Origin of the sequence: Billgrantia antri, assembly GCF_019430905.1 — a bacterium.
GTDB lineage: Bacteria > Pseudomonadota > Gammaproteobacteria > Pseudomonadales > Halomonadaceae > Halomonas > Halomonas antri.
This window is the reverse complement of the sequence record NZ_JAHYCA010000001.1, coordinates 511,225-527,141: the sequence shown is the minus strand read 5'-3', so window position 1 is coordinate 527,141 and position 15,917 is coordinate 511,225. Positions and strand designations below refer to the sequence as shown.

Here is a 15,917-nt window from a genome sequence, read left to right as displayed (position 1 = left end):
TTCCCGACATGAATATCGGCGTGCTCGGTGCCGGCCAGCTCGGCCGCATGCTGGCTCTGGCCGGCTATCCGCTGGCCAATCGCTTCACTTTCCTCGACACCACCGGTCACCCCAGCGCCGGGATCGGTGACGTCATGGTGTATACCGACCAACACCATTTGCTCGACGACTTTCTGGCCAAGGTCGATCTGGTCACCTATGAGTTCGAGCACCTGCCGGTGGCATTGGTCCAGGCCATCGAGGAGGTCAAACCGGTCTACCCGTCGAGCGAGGCGATCCGCATCTGTCAGAACCGCGCCGAGGAGAAGGCACTGTTCGACCGGTTGGGCATTCCCACCCCGGCCTACCGCATCGTGGAGAGCGCCGAGGCACTGGAAGCGGCGGCCCGCGAGCTGGGCACGCCAGTGGTGGCCAAGTCGGTCACCGAGGGCTACGACGGCAAGGGCCAGGCGGTGCTGCGCGACCCGGCCGAGGCGGCGGAGGCCTGGCGTTCGATCAATCATCCGAAGCTGATCGTCGAGGCCTTCGTCGACTTCGTGCGTGAGGTGTCGATCATCGCTGTGCGTGGGCGCGATGGGGAGGTGGCCTTCTACCCCATGGCCGAGAACCTGCACGTCGACGGCATCCTGCGCTATTCGCTGGCGCCGATGCCGGACCTCGACGACGAGGTTCAGCAGACCGCCGACGGCTACATTCGTGCGCTGCTCGACGAGCTCGACTACGTCGGGGTGCTGACCCTGGAACTGTTCCAGACCCGTGACGGCAAGCTGCTGGCCAACGAGATGGCGCCGCGGGTGCACAACTCCGGCCACTGGACCATGGACGGCGCCGTTACCAGCCAGTTCGAGAATCACCTGCGCGCCATCCAGGGCCTGCCGCTGGGCGACACCTCGGCGCGGCAACCTACCTGCATGGTCAACGTGATCGGCCAGGAGGGTGACCCGGCGGCGATACTGGCCATCGGCGATGCCCACTTGCACCGCTACGACAAGAGCGAGCGGCCCGGGCGCAAGCTGGGGCACGTCAACCTGGTGGCCGAAACTCACGGCGAACTGCTGGAGAAGGTGCACGCCTGCGCCTGGCTGCTGCCCGAGGCGCCGGAGCCGCGTTTCAGCTTCGAGGACGCGTTCCGTCAGGGCAACCTGTAACGTCGCAAGACGTAATGCAGCAGGCCCCGCCAATGGCGGGGCCTGCTGCGTTTGGGGCAGTGCTCAAGCCTCTCGGCAGCGATTGGCTCGGCAGGTGACGACTCTCAGGCGCCGATGATGCCGCCGTCTTCGCGGCTGATCACCAGCGTGGCCGAGCGCGGAATGGCGTTGCCGCCATCCGGCCAGTGGCTGGTCAGCTCGCCCGCGGCAAATGCCTCGGCCGAGGTGGTGGCGCCGGGGTGCTGCACGTTGACGAACAGTGTGCGCTGGTCGGGCGTCATGGCGATGCCGGTAATCTCCTGGCCGATGGGCCCGGTGAGGAAGCGCTTGAGCTCGCCGTTCTCGGGATTGGCGACGAGCATCTGGTTGTTGCCGAACACTTCGTGGTCGCCCTGGTTGACCACCGACTCGCTGATGTCGGTCTGAATCCACACGCGGCGGTCGGGATCGATCCATAGCCCGTCGGGGGAGGCCAGAATGCCATCCTGATCGAGCGGTTCGCCGCTCAGGTCGCGACCGCTCTCCTGGTCGCCCGCCAGCAGGAAGATGTCCCACTCGAAGCGCTCGGCGGCGTGGCTGCCATTCTCCTGCCAGCGAATGATATGGCCGAACTGATTCTCGGCGCGGGGGTTGGCGGCGTCGACTTGCTCCTCGCTGCGGCGAGTGTTGTTGGTCAGGGTGAAGTAGACCTGACCGGTGGCGGGGTCGACCGCGCCCCATTCGGGGCGATCCATCTTGGTCGCCCCGACGTGGTCGGCGGCGCTGCGGGCATTGACCAGGATGTCGGCCAGGTCGGCGAAGCCGTTCTCCGGCGTCAGGCCATTCTCGCCCGGGGCCAGCGCCAGCCATTCGCCGCTGCCATCGTCGTTGAACCGGGCCACGTAGAGCGTGCCTTCATCGAGCAGCGAGCCGTCGGCACTGGCCGCCTGGTAGGGACGGGCCGAGACGAACTTGTAGATGTATTCGAAGCGGGCATCGTCGCCGGAGTAGCAGACCACCGGCTGGCCTTCCACGGCAGGGGCGAAGACCACGCCCTCGTGGGCGAAGCGGCCGAGGTGGGTGCGCTTGACCGGTGTGCTCGCGGGGTCGTAGGGATCGATCTCCACCATATAGCCGAAGCCGTGGGGTTCGTTACGGTAATCGTCGCTGGGCGAGGCGCCGCGGGCGGTGGCATCGAAACGCACGAATTCATCGGCGCCACCCTGGGCCTTGTGCCATTGATAGCGCCCCTCGTCGCGTGTGGTGATGCCGTAGCGGGCCTGGCGGCGGTCGATCTCGGCGTCCTCGTTGGCGAAGTAGCCGGCCCAGTTCTCCTCGGAGGCAAGGTAAGTGTTCCACGGCGTAACGCCGTTGGCGCAGTTGTTGAGGGTGCCGCGGGTCATGCTGCCGTCGGGGCTGTACTTCGTCATCACGTGTTCGGTGCCGGCCACGGGCCCCGCCAGGCGCATCGGGGTCAGGCCGGTAATGCGACGATTGTGGTCGTCCTCGACCACCTGCCACTGGCCGTCATCGCCCTGACGCACCCGGACCACCGAGACGCCGTGGGCGTTGAGCTCCTTGCGCACCTGGTCGGCATCACGGGAGCCGTCCTCGCGCTGTGGAAAGCCCTCTGAGTCGAGCGCCAGGCCGCTGGCCGCGGCGTGCAGAAAGCGAGGCTCGACGTATTCGTGGTTGAGCACCAGCAGGCCATCGCGGGAACTGCTTTCCAGCGGGAAGAAGTGCATGCCGTCGTGGTGGCTGCCCACCTGGTGGGCCTGGTCATCGCCGCTGGCCTCAGGCGAGGCGGCCGGCATGTTGCCGCTGATCGGCGTGCCCCACGGAATGAAGGTCTGTACCCGGTAACCCTCCGGTACCACCACGTTGTCGCCGGTACCAACCGGAATCGCCTGGAATCCGATGCTCGGTGATGGTGTGCCATTACCTGCGGCCAGGGCGCGGCCGAAGGGCAGGCTGGTGGTCATGGCGGCGGCGACCGCCGCCGCCAGGCTACCGCGCAGCAGCGTGCGGCGACTCATGCGTGCCTCGAGTATGTCGCCGAAGTAGGCGTTGCGTGAAGCATTGCTCGCCGGTTCGTCGCCGGCGGCGAGGATCGGGTCGACGTACCCGGGCTTGTACGACTGGTCCATGAGTGGCCTCGTGCGGGATGGGAGATCGAATGAACCCCCGATCTTGGTGGCGCATTGTTGCATCGGCATGAACGAATGGAGGCGGTTTGGTGACGCCTGAAAAGCGTAGCCGAATTGCGTTGAGAGACTGCCTCGCCAAACCTGGCGGAATCGAGTCATGATAGGGCGGCGACAACAATAACCGACTCGGACCCCGGCATGTCCCTCCCCCTGCAGGAACAACGCGAGCACGACGTGGCAGCGCTTTCGGATGTCTCTCACCGCCGTCAACTGGCCCATGAGCAGGTGCGCCTGCTCTACGAGCGTCTGTGGCAGCCGGTGCTGGCCAGTACGTTGGCGGCTTGCCTGCTGGTGGGGGCAATGTGGTCGGTCATACCGCCGAGCTATCTGGTGGGCTGGCTGACTGCGCTGATCGTGGTGTCGGGCGGTCGCCTGTGGCTGGCCTGGCATTATCAGCGCCAGCCGGCGAAGCGGCGGCTTCGGCGGCGTTGGCTGTACCGCTTTGCCTGGGGCGCCGGGCTTGCCGGGACGCTATGGGGAGTTGCCGGCGCGGCTATGTTCACCATGGAGCACCATGGGCAGCTGGCGGCGCTGGCGATCGTCTTGACCGGAATCGCCGCGGGCGGCGTCACCACGCTCTCTTCGGTGGTATGGATGGCACCGCTGTTCGTACTGCCGACCATGCTGCCGTTGCTCGGTCAGCTGTTGCTGCAGGGCACTTCCCTCTCCTTGCTGCTAGCCGCCATGGTCATGCTCTTTCTGGGGCTGGTGCTGACGATCAACCGGCGGCTGCATCGCACCATTTCCGACAACATCTCCCTGCGCCTCATCGTCTCCTCGCGCGAGCGGCAGCTGCGTGTCAGCGAGGCGCGCTACCGCGCGATTTTCCGCCATACGCCATTGGGCGTGCTGCACTTCGATCGCGAGGGGCAAGTGGTCGACTGCAACGAGATGTGCCTCGATATCCTCGGTACCAGCCGTCAGCGCCTGCTGGGGATGAATCTGCTGACGCAGCTCAACGACGAGCGCGTGACCGGAGCGATACGCGACGCTCTGGAGAGCGGCACCGGCTATTTCGAAGGCACCTATCGCACCGTGGTCAGCGGCAAGCAGACGCCGCTGCGCGCCTTCTACAGTGCGCTGCGCAACGAGGCGGGCGAGGTGGTGGGAGGCGTGGCGATCCTCGAGGACTTCACCGAGCGCAAGCTGGCCGAGGAGACCATCCATCGTCAGGCCTACTTCGACCCGCTCACCGAGCTGCCCAATCGGCGCCTGCTGATCGAGACCCTGGCGTCGACCATTCGCGACCGGCGCGACGATGGCCGCGTCGGGCTGGTGATGTTCCTCGACCTGGATCGTTTCAAGATCATCAATGACACCCTGGGGCACGCGGTCGGCGACGAGCTGCTGCGTCAGGTCAGCAAGCGCCTGTTGCTGAGCCTCGACAAGGAGGCCATGGCGGCGCGCCTCAGCGGCGACGAGTTCGTGGTATTGATGCCGGCTCTGAGCGCCGATCGCGAAGCCGAGCTGCGCCGGGCCGAGCACCGTGCCGAGCGTCTGCTTTCGACCCTGCGTCGGGCCTACGACCTGGGCGGACAGCACATAAGCGTGACGCCTAGCATCGGCTACACGCTGTTCCCGCTGGGCGACGAGGATGTGGGCGACGTGCTGCGTCATGCCGACACCGCCATGTACCAGGCCAAGATGAAGGGACGAGCGCAGATCTGCGGCTACGAGCCCTCCATGCAGACTCAGATGAGTTGGCGCCTGGAGATGGAGCAGGCGCTGCGGCTGGCACTGGTCGAGGAGCAGCTCAGCATCGCCTTCCAACCCCAGCTCGACGAACGTGAACGGGTCATCGGTGGGGAGGCGCTGATGCGCTGGCACCATCCCCGACATGGCTGGATCTCGCCCGAAGTGTTCATTGCCATTGCCGAGGAGAGCGACCTGATCGTCGAACTCGAGACCTGGATGCTGGATCGCTGCTGCGAACTGTTGTCGCGTCTGCCGGTCGACGTCCTGCCTCGCCTGTCGGTCAATATCAGCGTGCGCCATTTCACCCAGCCCGGCTTCGTCGAAGGGCTTACCTGGGTCACTGGTACCCATGGTATCGACCCGGCACGGCTGGTCGTGGAGCTGACCGAGAGCATCATGATCGACGGCGTGGCGGATGCCGTCGAGCGTATGCGGGCGCTCAAGCGGCTGGGAGTGCACCTGGCCCTGGACGATTTCGGCACGGGATTTTCATCGCTTGCCTATCTCAAGTCGCTGCCGCTGGACGAGCTCAAGATCGATCGCAGCTTCGTCAGCAACCTCGATGCCGACGGCAGCGATGCCGCCATCGTCGAAACGATCCTGTCCATGGCCCAGCACCTCGGCATCGATGTCGTGGCGGAGGGGGTGGAGAACAGGGCGCAGCGGGATTTCCTGTTGATGCGAGGCTGTCGTCTGTTTCAGGGGTTCTTCTTTCATCGCCCGATGCCGCTCGAAGACTTCGAGCGGCTATTGGCCGAGCGAGTGGGGTCGGATGCCGTTTGACAGCGCTCAGCCGAGACCGCCGCTGGCCCACAGCCACAGGGCGATCAGGGCGAAATGGCCAGGGTACCATGCCAGCCACAGCCGGCGAGGCATGGCGGCAGGTACGACCGGTGTCAGGCGGTGGGCGCCGGCGGCCAGCCATAGTATCGCCAGGCAGGTCGCGACCGTGAACGACTTGGCCATGTCGGAGCTGTTCATCAGCCCTGCCACGATCAGCAGCGGCGCCGACATGGCCACGGCCTGCAGGCGCTCGGCTAGTGTCTCGCCGGCTGTATGGAGGTGATGCAGGGCGAGCATGAATAGTGGAACCAGCAGCAGGCCGCGATGGCCGTACTCGACCCACTCGCCGAGCAGGTACCAGACCGCCAGCGAGGCGGCCAGCGCCGCCGCCAGCCAGACGCTGCCCAGGCTGCCACTGCGCTGGCGCGCGAGCAGATCGCGCAGCCAGGCGCCCCAGGCGAGGCCCAATGCCAGGGTGAAGCAGACGTTGAGCAGGAAAGCGTCAGAGGCCCGCGGCATCAGCATGTAGGGCAGCAGGGCGACCAGCCCGATGACGAGGATGCGCCGGGCGTAGCGCAGCGGGTTGCGCGTATTGAACAGGCCATGCCAGGCGACCATGGCGGCAAACAGCGGGAAGGCGATGCGGCCCAGCGACGAGCCCGCCCAGCCGAGCTCCCAGCCGGCGGGCAGGACGTAGCGGGTCAGGTGGTCGATGGTCATGGTGGCGAGCGCCAGCCACTGACCCCAGCCGGTCCAGGTGGAAACGGGGCGCTCGGGCACCGCCGGATTGACGGCCTGTACGGTCATGACACCTCCCTGTCATGGTGACGACAGCCTTTCAGACCGGTGCGCCAGGGTGGGAGTTCCGGCGTCCGGATGACTCGTGATGAGGGCAGACAGATGCGCAGCGGCTTCGGTTTCGATCTTCGCAGCATGGAGATATTCGTCGAGACCCTGGAGCAGGGCAGCCAGAGCGCGGCGGCCAGGCGACTCGGACTCAAGCAATCCTCGGTGTCGCAGAGCCTGGCCAACCTGGAAGAGAGCATGGGAGTGACGCTGTTCAAGCGGCATTCCCGACCGCTGGAGCCGACCAGTGCAGGGCGTTTTTTCTACGATCGGGCCAGGCGTCTGCTCGACGATGCGCGCAACACCCGGCGCGAGCTGGTCAGCGGCGGCTTCGGTCAGCTCCACCAGGTGCGCCTGGCGCTGGTCGACTCGCTGGCCACGGCGGTGGGACAGCCGTTGATCGAACTGATCCGGCGCCATACCCGCGACTATACCCTGACCACGGGGTTGTCGCACATGCATGGCCACTCCCTGCTGACGCGTCATGTCGATATCATCATTTCCGATGATCGGCTGGAAAACTACGATGGCCTGGAGCGCCACGCCCTGCTGCGCGAGCCCTTCGTACTGGTGGTGCCGCTCTCCTGGAACGGTCCGCTCGATAACCTGCGCTGGCTGGCGCGCCACCTGGACTTCGTGCGCTACACGCCGCAGTCGCTGATCGGTCAGGCGATCGAGCGACATCTGCGCTTGAATCGACTCGAGCTGCCGGCTCGGCTTCACCTCGACAACACCTTCGCCGTACTGCGCCTGGTCGGGGCCGGTGCCGGATGGACCATTACCACGCCGCTATGCCTCTATCAGGCCGGCCTCGATGACCTCCGTGTCACGGTGGCGCCGTTGCCGCTGGCGCCGCTGAACCGGGAACTGACGCTGGTAGCCCGGCGCGATGAGCTGGGCGAGCTGCCCGCCCTGCTGGCCCGCGACAGCCGTCGCCTGCTGGAGCAGCGTTTCCGCACCCAACTGGAGCGCTCGCTGCCCTGGCTCTCCGCCGAGGTCGTCACCCAGGTCTGATTCCTCCTTCCAAGTGCGGTCTACGCGCTCCGTGTCGGTGCGTCGGGAGGCACAGGCGAACCGTTCGCGAGCACTATCGATTTCATCGATACCCCAGGCGTCAGCGATACCGATGCAGATTGCGCATTTCTGGATTCGCCGCGAAGACTGGAGCGAAACCCAAGCGATCGGTGCTGAAAGATGCCAAGAATAATAACGCTCTATGTGCGTTGGGTGGACGCGTTCAACCGCGTGGTGGGTCGCATCGTCATGTTCATGATCTTCGTGATGATCGGTGTGCTGCTCTTCTCGTCAGTAGCGCGTACCGCCTTCAACAGCCCGCTCATCTGGAGCATCGAAGTCTCGCAGTTCATGATGGCCGCCTACTACCTGCTGGGTGGCGCCTACGCCATGCAGATGGGCGCCCATGTGCGCATGGATCTGTTCTACTCGCGCTGGTCAGACCGCACGCGGGCCATCGTCGATGCGCTGACCATCGTGCTGCTGTTCGTCTTCCTCGGCGCGCTGCTCGCCGGCGGTATCTCCAGCACCGAGTACGCCCTGCGCTACGGCGAGACGAGCTATACCTCCTGGGCGCCGCCGCTGGCGCCGATCAAGATCATCATGACCTTCGGCATCTTCCTGATGTTGCTGCAGAGTCTCTCTACCTTCTTCAAGGACGTGGCCCGAGCACGCGGCATGGCACTGGATGGGGAGGCGCGCCCGTGAGCTACGAGATGATCGCGCTGCTGATGTTCTCCACCATGATGCTGCTGCTGCTGACCGGGCAGCGCGTGTTCGCCGTGATCGGCTTCGTCGGCGCCGCCTCGGCGCTGCTGCTGTGGGGCCAGGGCGGGGTGGAGATGCCCTTCAGTGCCGCCATTCAGTTGATGAACTGGTACCCGCTGCTGACCCTGCCGCTGTTCATCTTCATGGGCTACATGCTCTCCGAGTCGGGCATCGCCAGCGAACTCTACGAGATGTTCCACGTATGGATGGGCTCGCTCAAGGGTGGCCTGGCGGTGGGCACCATCGGCCTGATGGTGGTGGTCTCGGCGATGAACGGGCTGAGCGTGGCGGGCATGGCCATCGGCGCTACCATCGCCCTACCGGAACTGCTGCGCCGCGGCTACGACAAGATCATGGTCACCGGCGTGATCCAGGCCGGCAGCTCCCTGGGTATCCTGGTGCCGCCCAGCGTGGTGCTGGTGCTCTATGGCATGATCGCGCGCCAGCCGGTCAGCCAGCTATGGCTGGCGGGGGCTATCCCCGGGCTGATCCTGGCGGCGCTGTTCGTGATCTACATCGTCATTCGCTGCCGCCTGCAGCCCCACCTTGGCCCGGCGCTGCCCGCCGAGGGACGCCGCATGAGCCTGGCCGAGAAGCTCAAGCTGCTGCGCGCCGGCATCCTGCCGCTGCTGATCTTCTTCTTCATGACCGGGTTGTTTCTGATGGGCGTGACCAGCCTGGTGGAGAGTTCGGCGGTAGGGGCTCTGGCCGCCACCCTGGCAGCACTGATCAAGCGCCGACTGACCTGGAAGGTGATCGAGAGCACCGTGCACAAGACGCTGGGCATCAGCTGCATGTTCATGTGGATCATCCTTGCCGCCCTGTGTTTTGGCGCGGTGTTCGACGGCCTCGGCGCGGTGCGCGCCATCGAGAACGTGTTCCTCGACCGTATCGGCATGAGCCCGTGGCAGATACTGGTGATGATGCAGCTCTCCTACATCCTGCTCGGCATGTTCCTCGACGATACCGCCATGCTGGTGATCGTGGCGCCGCTCTACGTGCCGCTGGTTATCAGCCTCGGCTTCGACCCGATCTGGTACGGCGTGCTCTACACCATCACCGTGCAGATCGCCTACATGACCCCGCCGTTCGGCTACAACCTGTTTTTGATGCGCGCCATGGCGCCGCCGGAGATCTCGCTGGGCGATATCTACCGCAGCGTCTGGCCCTTCGTCGGCATCATGCTGATCGGGTTGGCGCTGATCACGATCTTCCCGCAGCTGGCGCTGTGGCTGCCGCAGCTCTATCGCGGCTACTGACTCCCAGGAGGTGAACCACGGCACGACGAACGAAGACCGACTTTCTTCCCACAACAAGCAAAACAGCAGGAGAAGAGACATGACCAATCGTCGCGATTTTCTCAAGAAGGCGGGGCTAGCCACCGCCGCCACCGTCGGGGCCACGACGCTCTCGGCACCCTACGTGCATGCCCAGTCACGCAGCCCGATCCGCTGGCGGCTGCAGACCTACGCGGGGCCGGCGCTGGCCGAGCACGTGATCAAGCCCTCCATCGATGCCTTCAACAAGGCCGCCAATGGCGAGATGGAGATCGAGCTCTACTACTCCGACCAGCTGGTACCCACCGGCGAGCTGTTCCGTGCCATGCAGCGCGGCACCATCGATGCCGTGCAGAGCGACGACGACTCGATCAACGCCCCGGTCGACGTCTCGGTGTTTGGCGGCTACTTCCCGTTCGCCTCGCGCTACAGCCTCGACGTGCCGGCGCTGTTCCACCACTACGGCCTCAAGGAGATCTGGGAGGAGGCCTACGGTGAGGTCGAAGGCGTCACCTGGCTGGGCTCGGGTGCCTGGGATCCGTGCAACTTCGTCACCCGCGACCCGATCCGGAGTCTCGACGACCTCGAGGGCAAGCGTGTCTTCACCTTCCCCACCGCGGGTCGCTTCCTCAGCCGATTCGGCGTGGTGCCGGTGACGCTGCCGTGGGAGGACATCGAGGTCGCCATGCAGACCCGCGAACTCGACGGCATCGCCTGGGCCGGCATCACCGAGGCCTATACCGTGGGCTGGGCCGATGTCAGCAACTACTATCTGACCAACAACATCTCCGGCGCCTGGGCAGGCTCCTACTTTGCCAACACCGAACGCTGGAATGAGCTGCCCGAGCACCTCAAGACCCTGTTCAAGCTGTGCATGGACAGCTCCCACTATTATCGGCAGCACTGGTACTGGTGGGGCGAGGCGCACTACCGCACCACCGGTGGCAAGCTGGAACTGACCTCGATTCCCGAGTCGGAATGGCAGCGGCTGGAGGACGAGGCGTTGTCCTTCTGGGACGAGATCGCGCAGGAGAGCGACCGCAATGCGCGAGTGGTTCAGATCCTCAAGGATTACCGCCAGACCATGCAGCAGGCCGGGCCTCCCTACCGCTACGGTTGAACGAGGGGCGGGAGTGCCGGCCTCGGTTCGGCGCTCCCGCCGGCTTTCATCGAACGGTTTCGAAGAACGGTTTTGAAGAACAAAGACAACGAAGGGTGGACGAGGAAGCAGCGATGAGCCGACTCCAGGCGAGAGACGTGAAGAGTGCCGACGATGCCCGGCGGATCGTCGAACAGCGTGGCCTGAGCCACGTCAAGGTCGGCATGTTCGACATCGACGGCGTGATGGTCGGCAAGTACATGCGCCGCGACAAGTTCTTTCATGCGTTGAGCGATGGCTTCGCCTTCTGTGACGTGGTGCTGGGCTGGGACAGCAAGGACGAGCTTTACGACAACGTGAAGTACACCGGCTGGCATACCGGCTACCCGGACGCCGCCCTGCGGGTGATTCCTGAGAGCTGCCGCGAGCTGCCCTGCGAGGGCGACATGCTGCTGTTCCTGGCCGAGTTCACCGGCCCGGCCGGGGAGATCTGCCCGCGCGGACTGCTGCGCCGTGTGCTGGCCAAGGCCGAGGCGATGGGCTTCACTGCCTGCGGGGCGCTGGAGTACGAGTTCTTCCTGTTCCAGGAAACCCCGGAATCGGTGCGCGAGAAGGGCTTTCGCAACCTCAAGCCGCTGACGCCCGACATGATGGGCTATTCGATGCTGCGGAGCTCTGTCCACGGCGAGCTCTACCACGAGTTGCTGGGCATGGCCGAGGCGATGGATTTCCCCATCGAGGGGCTGCACACCGAGACCGGTCCCGGCGTACTGGAGGCAGCGATCCGCGTCGACGAGGCGCTGGCCTCCGGCGACAAGGGCGCGCTGTTCAAGACCTTCACCAAGGTATGGGCGCAGCGCCGCGGGCTGATGGCCACCTTCATGGCCAAGTGGTCGCCGGACTACCCCGGCCAGAGCGGCCACATCCACCTCTCGCTGAATCGCACCGACAGCGGCGAATCGGCCTTTTTCGATGCCGACAAGCCCCACGGAATGAGCGACATCCAGCGCCACTTCGTTGCCGGCCAGCAGCAGCTGATGCCGGAGTTCCTGGCTATGTTCGCCCCCACGGTAAACAGCTACACCCGCCTGATTCCCGGCTTCTGGGCGCCGACGGACGCGACCTGGGGAGTGGAGAACCGTACCACCGCACTACGCGTGATACCCGGCAGCGCCAAGTCGCAGCGGGTCGAGTACCGTTTGGGCAGCGCCGATGCCAACCCCTACCTGGCACTGGCCGCGGCGATCGGCTCGGGGCTCTACGGCATCGAGCACCAGCTCGAGCCGGATGAGGCGGTGACTGGCAATGCCTACGAGCTGGCGCACCCCGAGCAACAGGCGCTGTCGCGCACGCTGTGGGAGGCTGCCCAACGGCTCAAGGCCTCCGAGGCGGCACGCAGCCTGTTTGGCGATGCCTTCGTCGAGCACTTCGCGGCTACGCGAGAGTGGGAGGAGCGCCAGTTCCGACGCCACATTACCGATTGGGAGCTCGATCGCTACTTCGAGATTATTTGATCCGCACTGGCTGCGCGATCCGCAGGCTGTGTTGGTGCGAAAACTCGCGATGCTCATTGACTACAGTCAACTCCGCTCGCTCCTTTTCGCTCCGCCTTGCCTGCGAACCGCTCGCTCAGCGCTCACCTTGTACTTGAGGCAATGAATTAGCAGGAGAACGCCAAGTGGCCATTCAGAAAACGATTTCTCCGATCGACGGCTCCGTCTACGTCGAGCGGGAGCTGGCCGACCCGGCCCGGGTCGAGGCGACGCTGGACAAGGCGGTAGCGGCGCAGCGCAAGTGGCGTGAGACGAGTCTGACCGAGCGTGCACGGCTGTGCTCGAGGATGGTCGATGCTTTCGTCGCCCGGCGCGACGAACTGGCACAGGAACTGACCTGGCAGATGGGGCGGCCGATCGCCGTGGCCGCTGGCGAGATCGGCGGCTTCGAGGATCGCGCGCGCACCATGATCGCCCTGGCCGAGGAGGCCCTGGCGCCGATCCGCCTGGCCGACAAGCCCGGCTTCACCCGCTACATTACCCGCGAGCCGCTGGGCGTGTCGTTTATCGTCGCGCCGTGGAATTTCCCGTTCATGACCGCGGTGAATGCGGTGGTGCCGGCGATCATGGCCGGCAATGCAGTGATCCTCAAGCACTCCGCCCAGACCCCGCTGTGTGCCGAACGCTTCCAGCAGGCCTTCGACGAAGCCGGGCTGCCGGAGGGCGTGTTCCAGCACCTGCACCTTTCCCATGACGCCGCGGAATCAGTGATTCGCGACCCCCGCATCGCCCACGTCTCCTTCACCGGCTCGGTGGCGGGCGGAGCGATGGTCGAGCGCAATGCCACCGGGCGCTTCATCGCCACGGGCCTGGAGCTGGGCGGCAAGGACCCGGCCTACATCCGCGCCGACGTGGACCTCGACGAGGCGGTGCCCGGGGTAATGGACGGCGCCTTCTTCAATTCGGGCCAGAGCTGTTGCGGCATCGAGCGGATCTATGTGCACAAAACGATCTTCGACGACTTCGTCGAGCGCGCAGTGGCCTGGGTGCGCCAGCTCAAGCTCGGTAACCCCACCGACCCCGATACCACCCTGGGGCCGTTGGTGCGCCCGGCGGCGGCGGACTTCGTACGCGGCCAGGTCGAGGAGGCGGTCAGCGCCGGCGCCAAGGCATGGATCGACCCCGGGGAGTATCCGCTTTCGCGGCCGGGCAGCGCCTACCTGGCACCGCAGGTGCTGACTGGCGTGGACCACTCGATGCGGGTGATGTACGAGGAGAGCTTCGGTCCGGTGGTCGGCATCATGCCGGTGGCGGACGACGACGAGGCCGTACGCCTGATGAACGACAGCGACTTCGGCCTTACGGCTGCCGTGTTCACCCGCGATGTCGCCGCGGGCGAGGCCATCGCCCGGCGACTGGAAGCCGGCACCGTGTTCACCAATCGCTGCGACTACCTAGACCCGGAGCTGGCCTGGACCGGCGTCAAGCAGTCGGGGCGCGGTTGTTCGCTGTCGCGCGTCGGCTACGAGACGCTGACACGGCCCAAGTCGTTCCACCTCAAACACGCCTGAGCTGGCCCAGGAGACCGCCATGAGCCACGACATGAATCACTACACCATGGGCTGGAACTATCCCTCGAACATCCTCACCGGGGCGGGGCGGATTCGCGACCTTCCCGACGCCTGCAAGGCACTGGGCATGGGCGCACCGCTGCTGGTCACCGATCCCGGCCTGGCAGCGCTGCCGATGGTGCAGGATTGCGTACAGGCGTGCCGGGATGCCGGCCTGCGCATTGCCGTGTTCAGCCAGGTCAAGGGCAACCCCACCGGGCGCAACGTGCTCGACGGCATGGCCGCGTTCCGCAGCGGCAGCCACGACGGCGTGATCGCCTTCGGCGGCGGCTCGGGACTCGATGCCGCCAAGGCGGTGGCGCTGATGGCCAACCAGCGCGAGGGACTGTCGCTGTGGTCACTGGAGGATATCGGCGACAACTGGAAGAACGCCGATGCCCAGGCCATTGCCCCTGTCGTTGCCGTACCCACTACCGCCGGCACCGGCTCCGAAGTGGGACGCGCCTCAGTGATTACCGACGAGGCGGAACACGTCAAGCGCATCATCTTTCACCCCGGCATGGTACCGGCCACGGTGATTCTTGACCCCGAGCTCACCGTGGGACTGCCGCCCAAGGTCACCGCCGCCACCGGCATGGATGCGCTGTCGCACTGCATGGAGGCGTGGTGCTCACCGCTCTATCATCCCATGGCCGAGGGCATCGCCGTCGAGGGCATGCGCCGCATCGATCTCTACCTGTTGCGCGCCTATAGCGACGGCAGCGACCTCGAGGCGCGCATGAACATGCTGGTGGCGTCGAGCATGGGGGCTACTGCCTTCCAGCGCGGCCTGGGGGCCATGCATGCCTTGGCGCATCCGCTCGGAGCACTCTACGACGCTCATCATGGAACTCTGAATGCGGTACTGATGCCCTACGTGCTGCGCGCCAACGAGCGGGCCATCGGCGAGCCGATGGTGCGCCTGGGACGCTACCTCAACCTGGAGCAGCCTGGCACGGCGGCAGTGATCGACTGGGTGCTGGGCCTGCGCGAACGGCTCGGCATTCCGCACACTTTGGCCGAGCTGGGTATCGACACGCGCCAGGCCGACAAGGTCGGGCGCATGGCGGTGGCGGACCCCTCGTCGGGCAGCAATCCCGTCGCCTTCGACGCCGACGAGTATCGCGGCATCTTCGTTGCCGCCGTGGAGGGCCGTCTGTAGGCAGCGTCATGCCGTCAGGCGAGTCCTGGGCAGTAATCCGGCGACGCCGTGCTCGGTACGCCGGGAGCCAGGGAAGGTCACTTGAAAGGAGATTCACCGATGCGCATCGGACTACTGCAGTGCGATGACGTGGCGCCGGAACTGCGCGAGGCCCACGGCAACTATCCGGAAATGTTCGCGGCCCTGTTCCAGCGTGTCGATCCGACGCTGGAGTTCCAGGTGTGGCGTTGCCTGGACGGCGAGATACCCGACGACATCGACGCCGTCGATGCCTGGATGACCACCGGCTCGAAGTATGGCGTCAATGACGGGCTGGCCTGGGTCGATGAGCTGTGCGACTTCGTGCGCAAGCTGTGGCGGGCCGACAAGCCGCTGGTGGGCATCTGCTTCGGCCATCAACTGATGGCCAAGGCGCTGGGCGGCGAAGTGGTCAAGAGCGACCGTGGCTGGGGCGTGGGCATGTCGTTCAACCGTGTCACGGCGCGGGCGGAATGGATGGAGCCCTGGCAGCCGGGGCTCGACTTGCTGGTCAGCCACCAGGACCAGATAGAAGCGCTGCCGCCCGAGGCCACGGTCGTCGGCGGCAGCGACTTCTGCCCCCACTACCTGATGCAGATCGGCAACCACTTCCTCGGCGTGCAGGGCCACCCCGAATTCACCAAGGCCTACTCCCGCGACCTGATGGCGCTGCGCCGCGAGCTGGTCGGCGACGAACGCGTGCGCGAAGGCGAGACATCGCTCATCGCGACGGTCGACGACACGCTGATGGCGCGCTGGATCCTGAATTTCCTGCAACGCGCCATAACGGCACGCGGTTGAAGTCCAACGCCCATTAT

12 protein-coding genes are annotated in these 15,917 nt (G+C 65.6%); 10 read left to right on the top strand and 2 right to left on the bottom strand.

Annotated elements, in window-relative coordinates; all coding sequences use genetic code 11:
- The first annotated feature begins 8 nt into the window (after window positions 1-8).
- The gene (locus tag KPL81_RS02370) at window positions 9-1,148 is read left to right on the top strand and encodes a 5-(carboxyamino)imidazole ribonucleotide synthase (protein ID WP_219790524.1); all 1,140 of its coding nucleotides are present in this window, start codon (window positions 9-11) and stop codon (window positions 1,146-1,148) included.
- A gap of 104 nt (window positions 1,149-1,252) precedes the next feature.
- Here the strand turns inward: KPL81_RS02370 and KPL81_RS02365 are convergent, their stop codons facing one another.
- On the bottom strand, window positions 1,253-3,274 hold the full coding sequence (locus tag KPL81_RS02365) for a PhoX family protein (protein ID WP_219790523.1): 2,022 nt from the start codon (window positions 3,272-3,274) through the stop codon (window positions 1,253-1,255).
- A 198-nt stretch (window positions 3,275-3,472) separates the two neighbouring features.
- On the opposite strand from KPL81_RS02365, the gene KPL81_RS02360 reads away from it, so the two are divergent.
- Window positions 3,473-5,812, top strand: coding sequence for a putative bifunctional diguanylate cyclase/phosphodiesterase (locus KPL81_RS02360; protein ID WP_219790522.1), 2,340 nt, complete (start codon window positions 3,473-3,475; stop codon window positions 5,810-5,812).
- A gap of 6 nt (window positions 5,813-5,818) precedes the next feature.
- Here KPL81_RS02360 and KPL81_RS02355 read toward each other — a convergent pair whose 3' ends face one another.
- A complete protein-coding gene (locus KPL81_RS02355; protein WP_219790521.1) occupies window positions 5,819-6,619 on the bottom strand; it encodes a TraX family protein in 801 nt (266 codons plus the stop codon).
- Window positions 6,620-6,688: 69 nt separating this feature from the next.
- Here KPL81_RS02355 and KPL81_RS02350 point away from each other — a divergent pair, with 69 nt between their 5' ends.
- From KPL81_RS02350 to KPL81_RS02315, 8 genes are all read left to right on the top strand, one after another.
- The gene (locus KPL81_RS02350) at window positions 6,689-7,672 is read left to right on the top strand and encodes a LysR family transcriptional regulator (RefSeq protein WP_240549014.1); all 984 of its coding nucleotides are present in this window, start codon (window positions 6,689-6,691) and stop codon (window positions 7,670-7,672) included.
- Window positions 7,673-7,852: 180 nt separating this feature from the next.
- A complete protein-coding gene (locus tag KPL81_RS02345) occupies window positions 7,853-8,380 on the top strand; it encodes a TRAP transporter small permease subunit (RefSeq protein WP_219790520.1) in 528 nt (175 codons plus the stop codon).
- Window positions 8,377-9,699: a TRAP transporter large permease gene (locus KPL81_RS02340; RefSeq protein WP_219790519.1), complete on the top strand. Its 1,323-nt coding sequence runs from the start codon at window positions 8,377-8,379 to the stop codon at window positions 9,697-9,699. The genes KPL81_RS02345 and KPL81_RS02340 overlap by 4 nt, the downstream gene beginning before the upstream one ends.
- 79 nt (window positions 9,700-9,778) lie before the next feature.
- The gene (locus KPL81_RS02335; RefSeq protein ID WP_209473787.1) at window positions 9,779-10,837 is read left to right on the top strand and encodes a TRAP transporter substrate-binding protein; all 1,059 of its coding nucleotides are present in this window, start codon (window positions 9,779-9,781) and stop codon (window positions 10,835-10,837) included.
- A gap of 113 nt (window positions 10,838-10,950) precedes the next feature.
- Window positions 10,951-12,330 (top strand): glutamine synthetase family protein, encoded by a 1,380-nt coding sequence (locus KPL81_RS02330; RefSeq protein ID WP_219790518.1) that lies wholly within the window; start codon window positions 10,951-10,953, stop codon window positions 12,328-12,330.
- Window positions 12,331-12,494: 164 nt separating this feature from the next.
- Complete coding sequence (locus KPL81_RS02325) at window positions 12,495-13,880, top strand: aldehyde dehydrogenase family protein (RefSeq protein ID WP_219790517.1); 1,386 nt, start codon at window positions 12,495-12,497, stop codon at window positions 13,878-13,880.
- A 19-nt stretch (window positions 13,881-13,899) separates the two neighbouring features.
- Complete coding sequence (locus tag KPL81_RS02320; protein ID WP_219790516.1) at window positions 13,900-15,081, top strand: iron-containing alcohol dehydrogenase; 1,182 nt, start codon at window positions 13,900-13,902, stop codon at window positions 15,079-15,081.
- A gap of 99 nt (window positions 15,082-15,180) precedes the next feature.
- On the top strand, window positions 15,181-15,900 hold the full coding sequence (locus KPL81_RS02315) for a glutamine amidotransferase-related protein (protein ID WP_219790515.1): 720 nt from the start codon (window positions 15,181-15,183) through the stop codon (window positions 15,898-15,900).
- Window positions 15,901-15,917 lie beyond the last annotated feature (17 nt).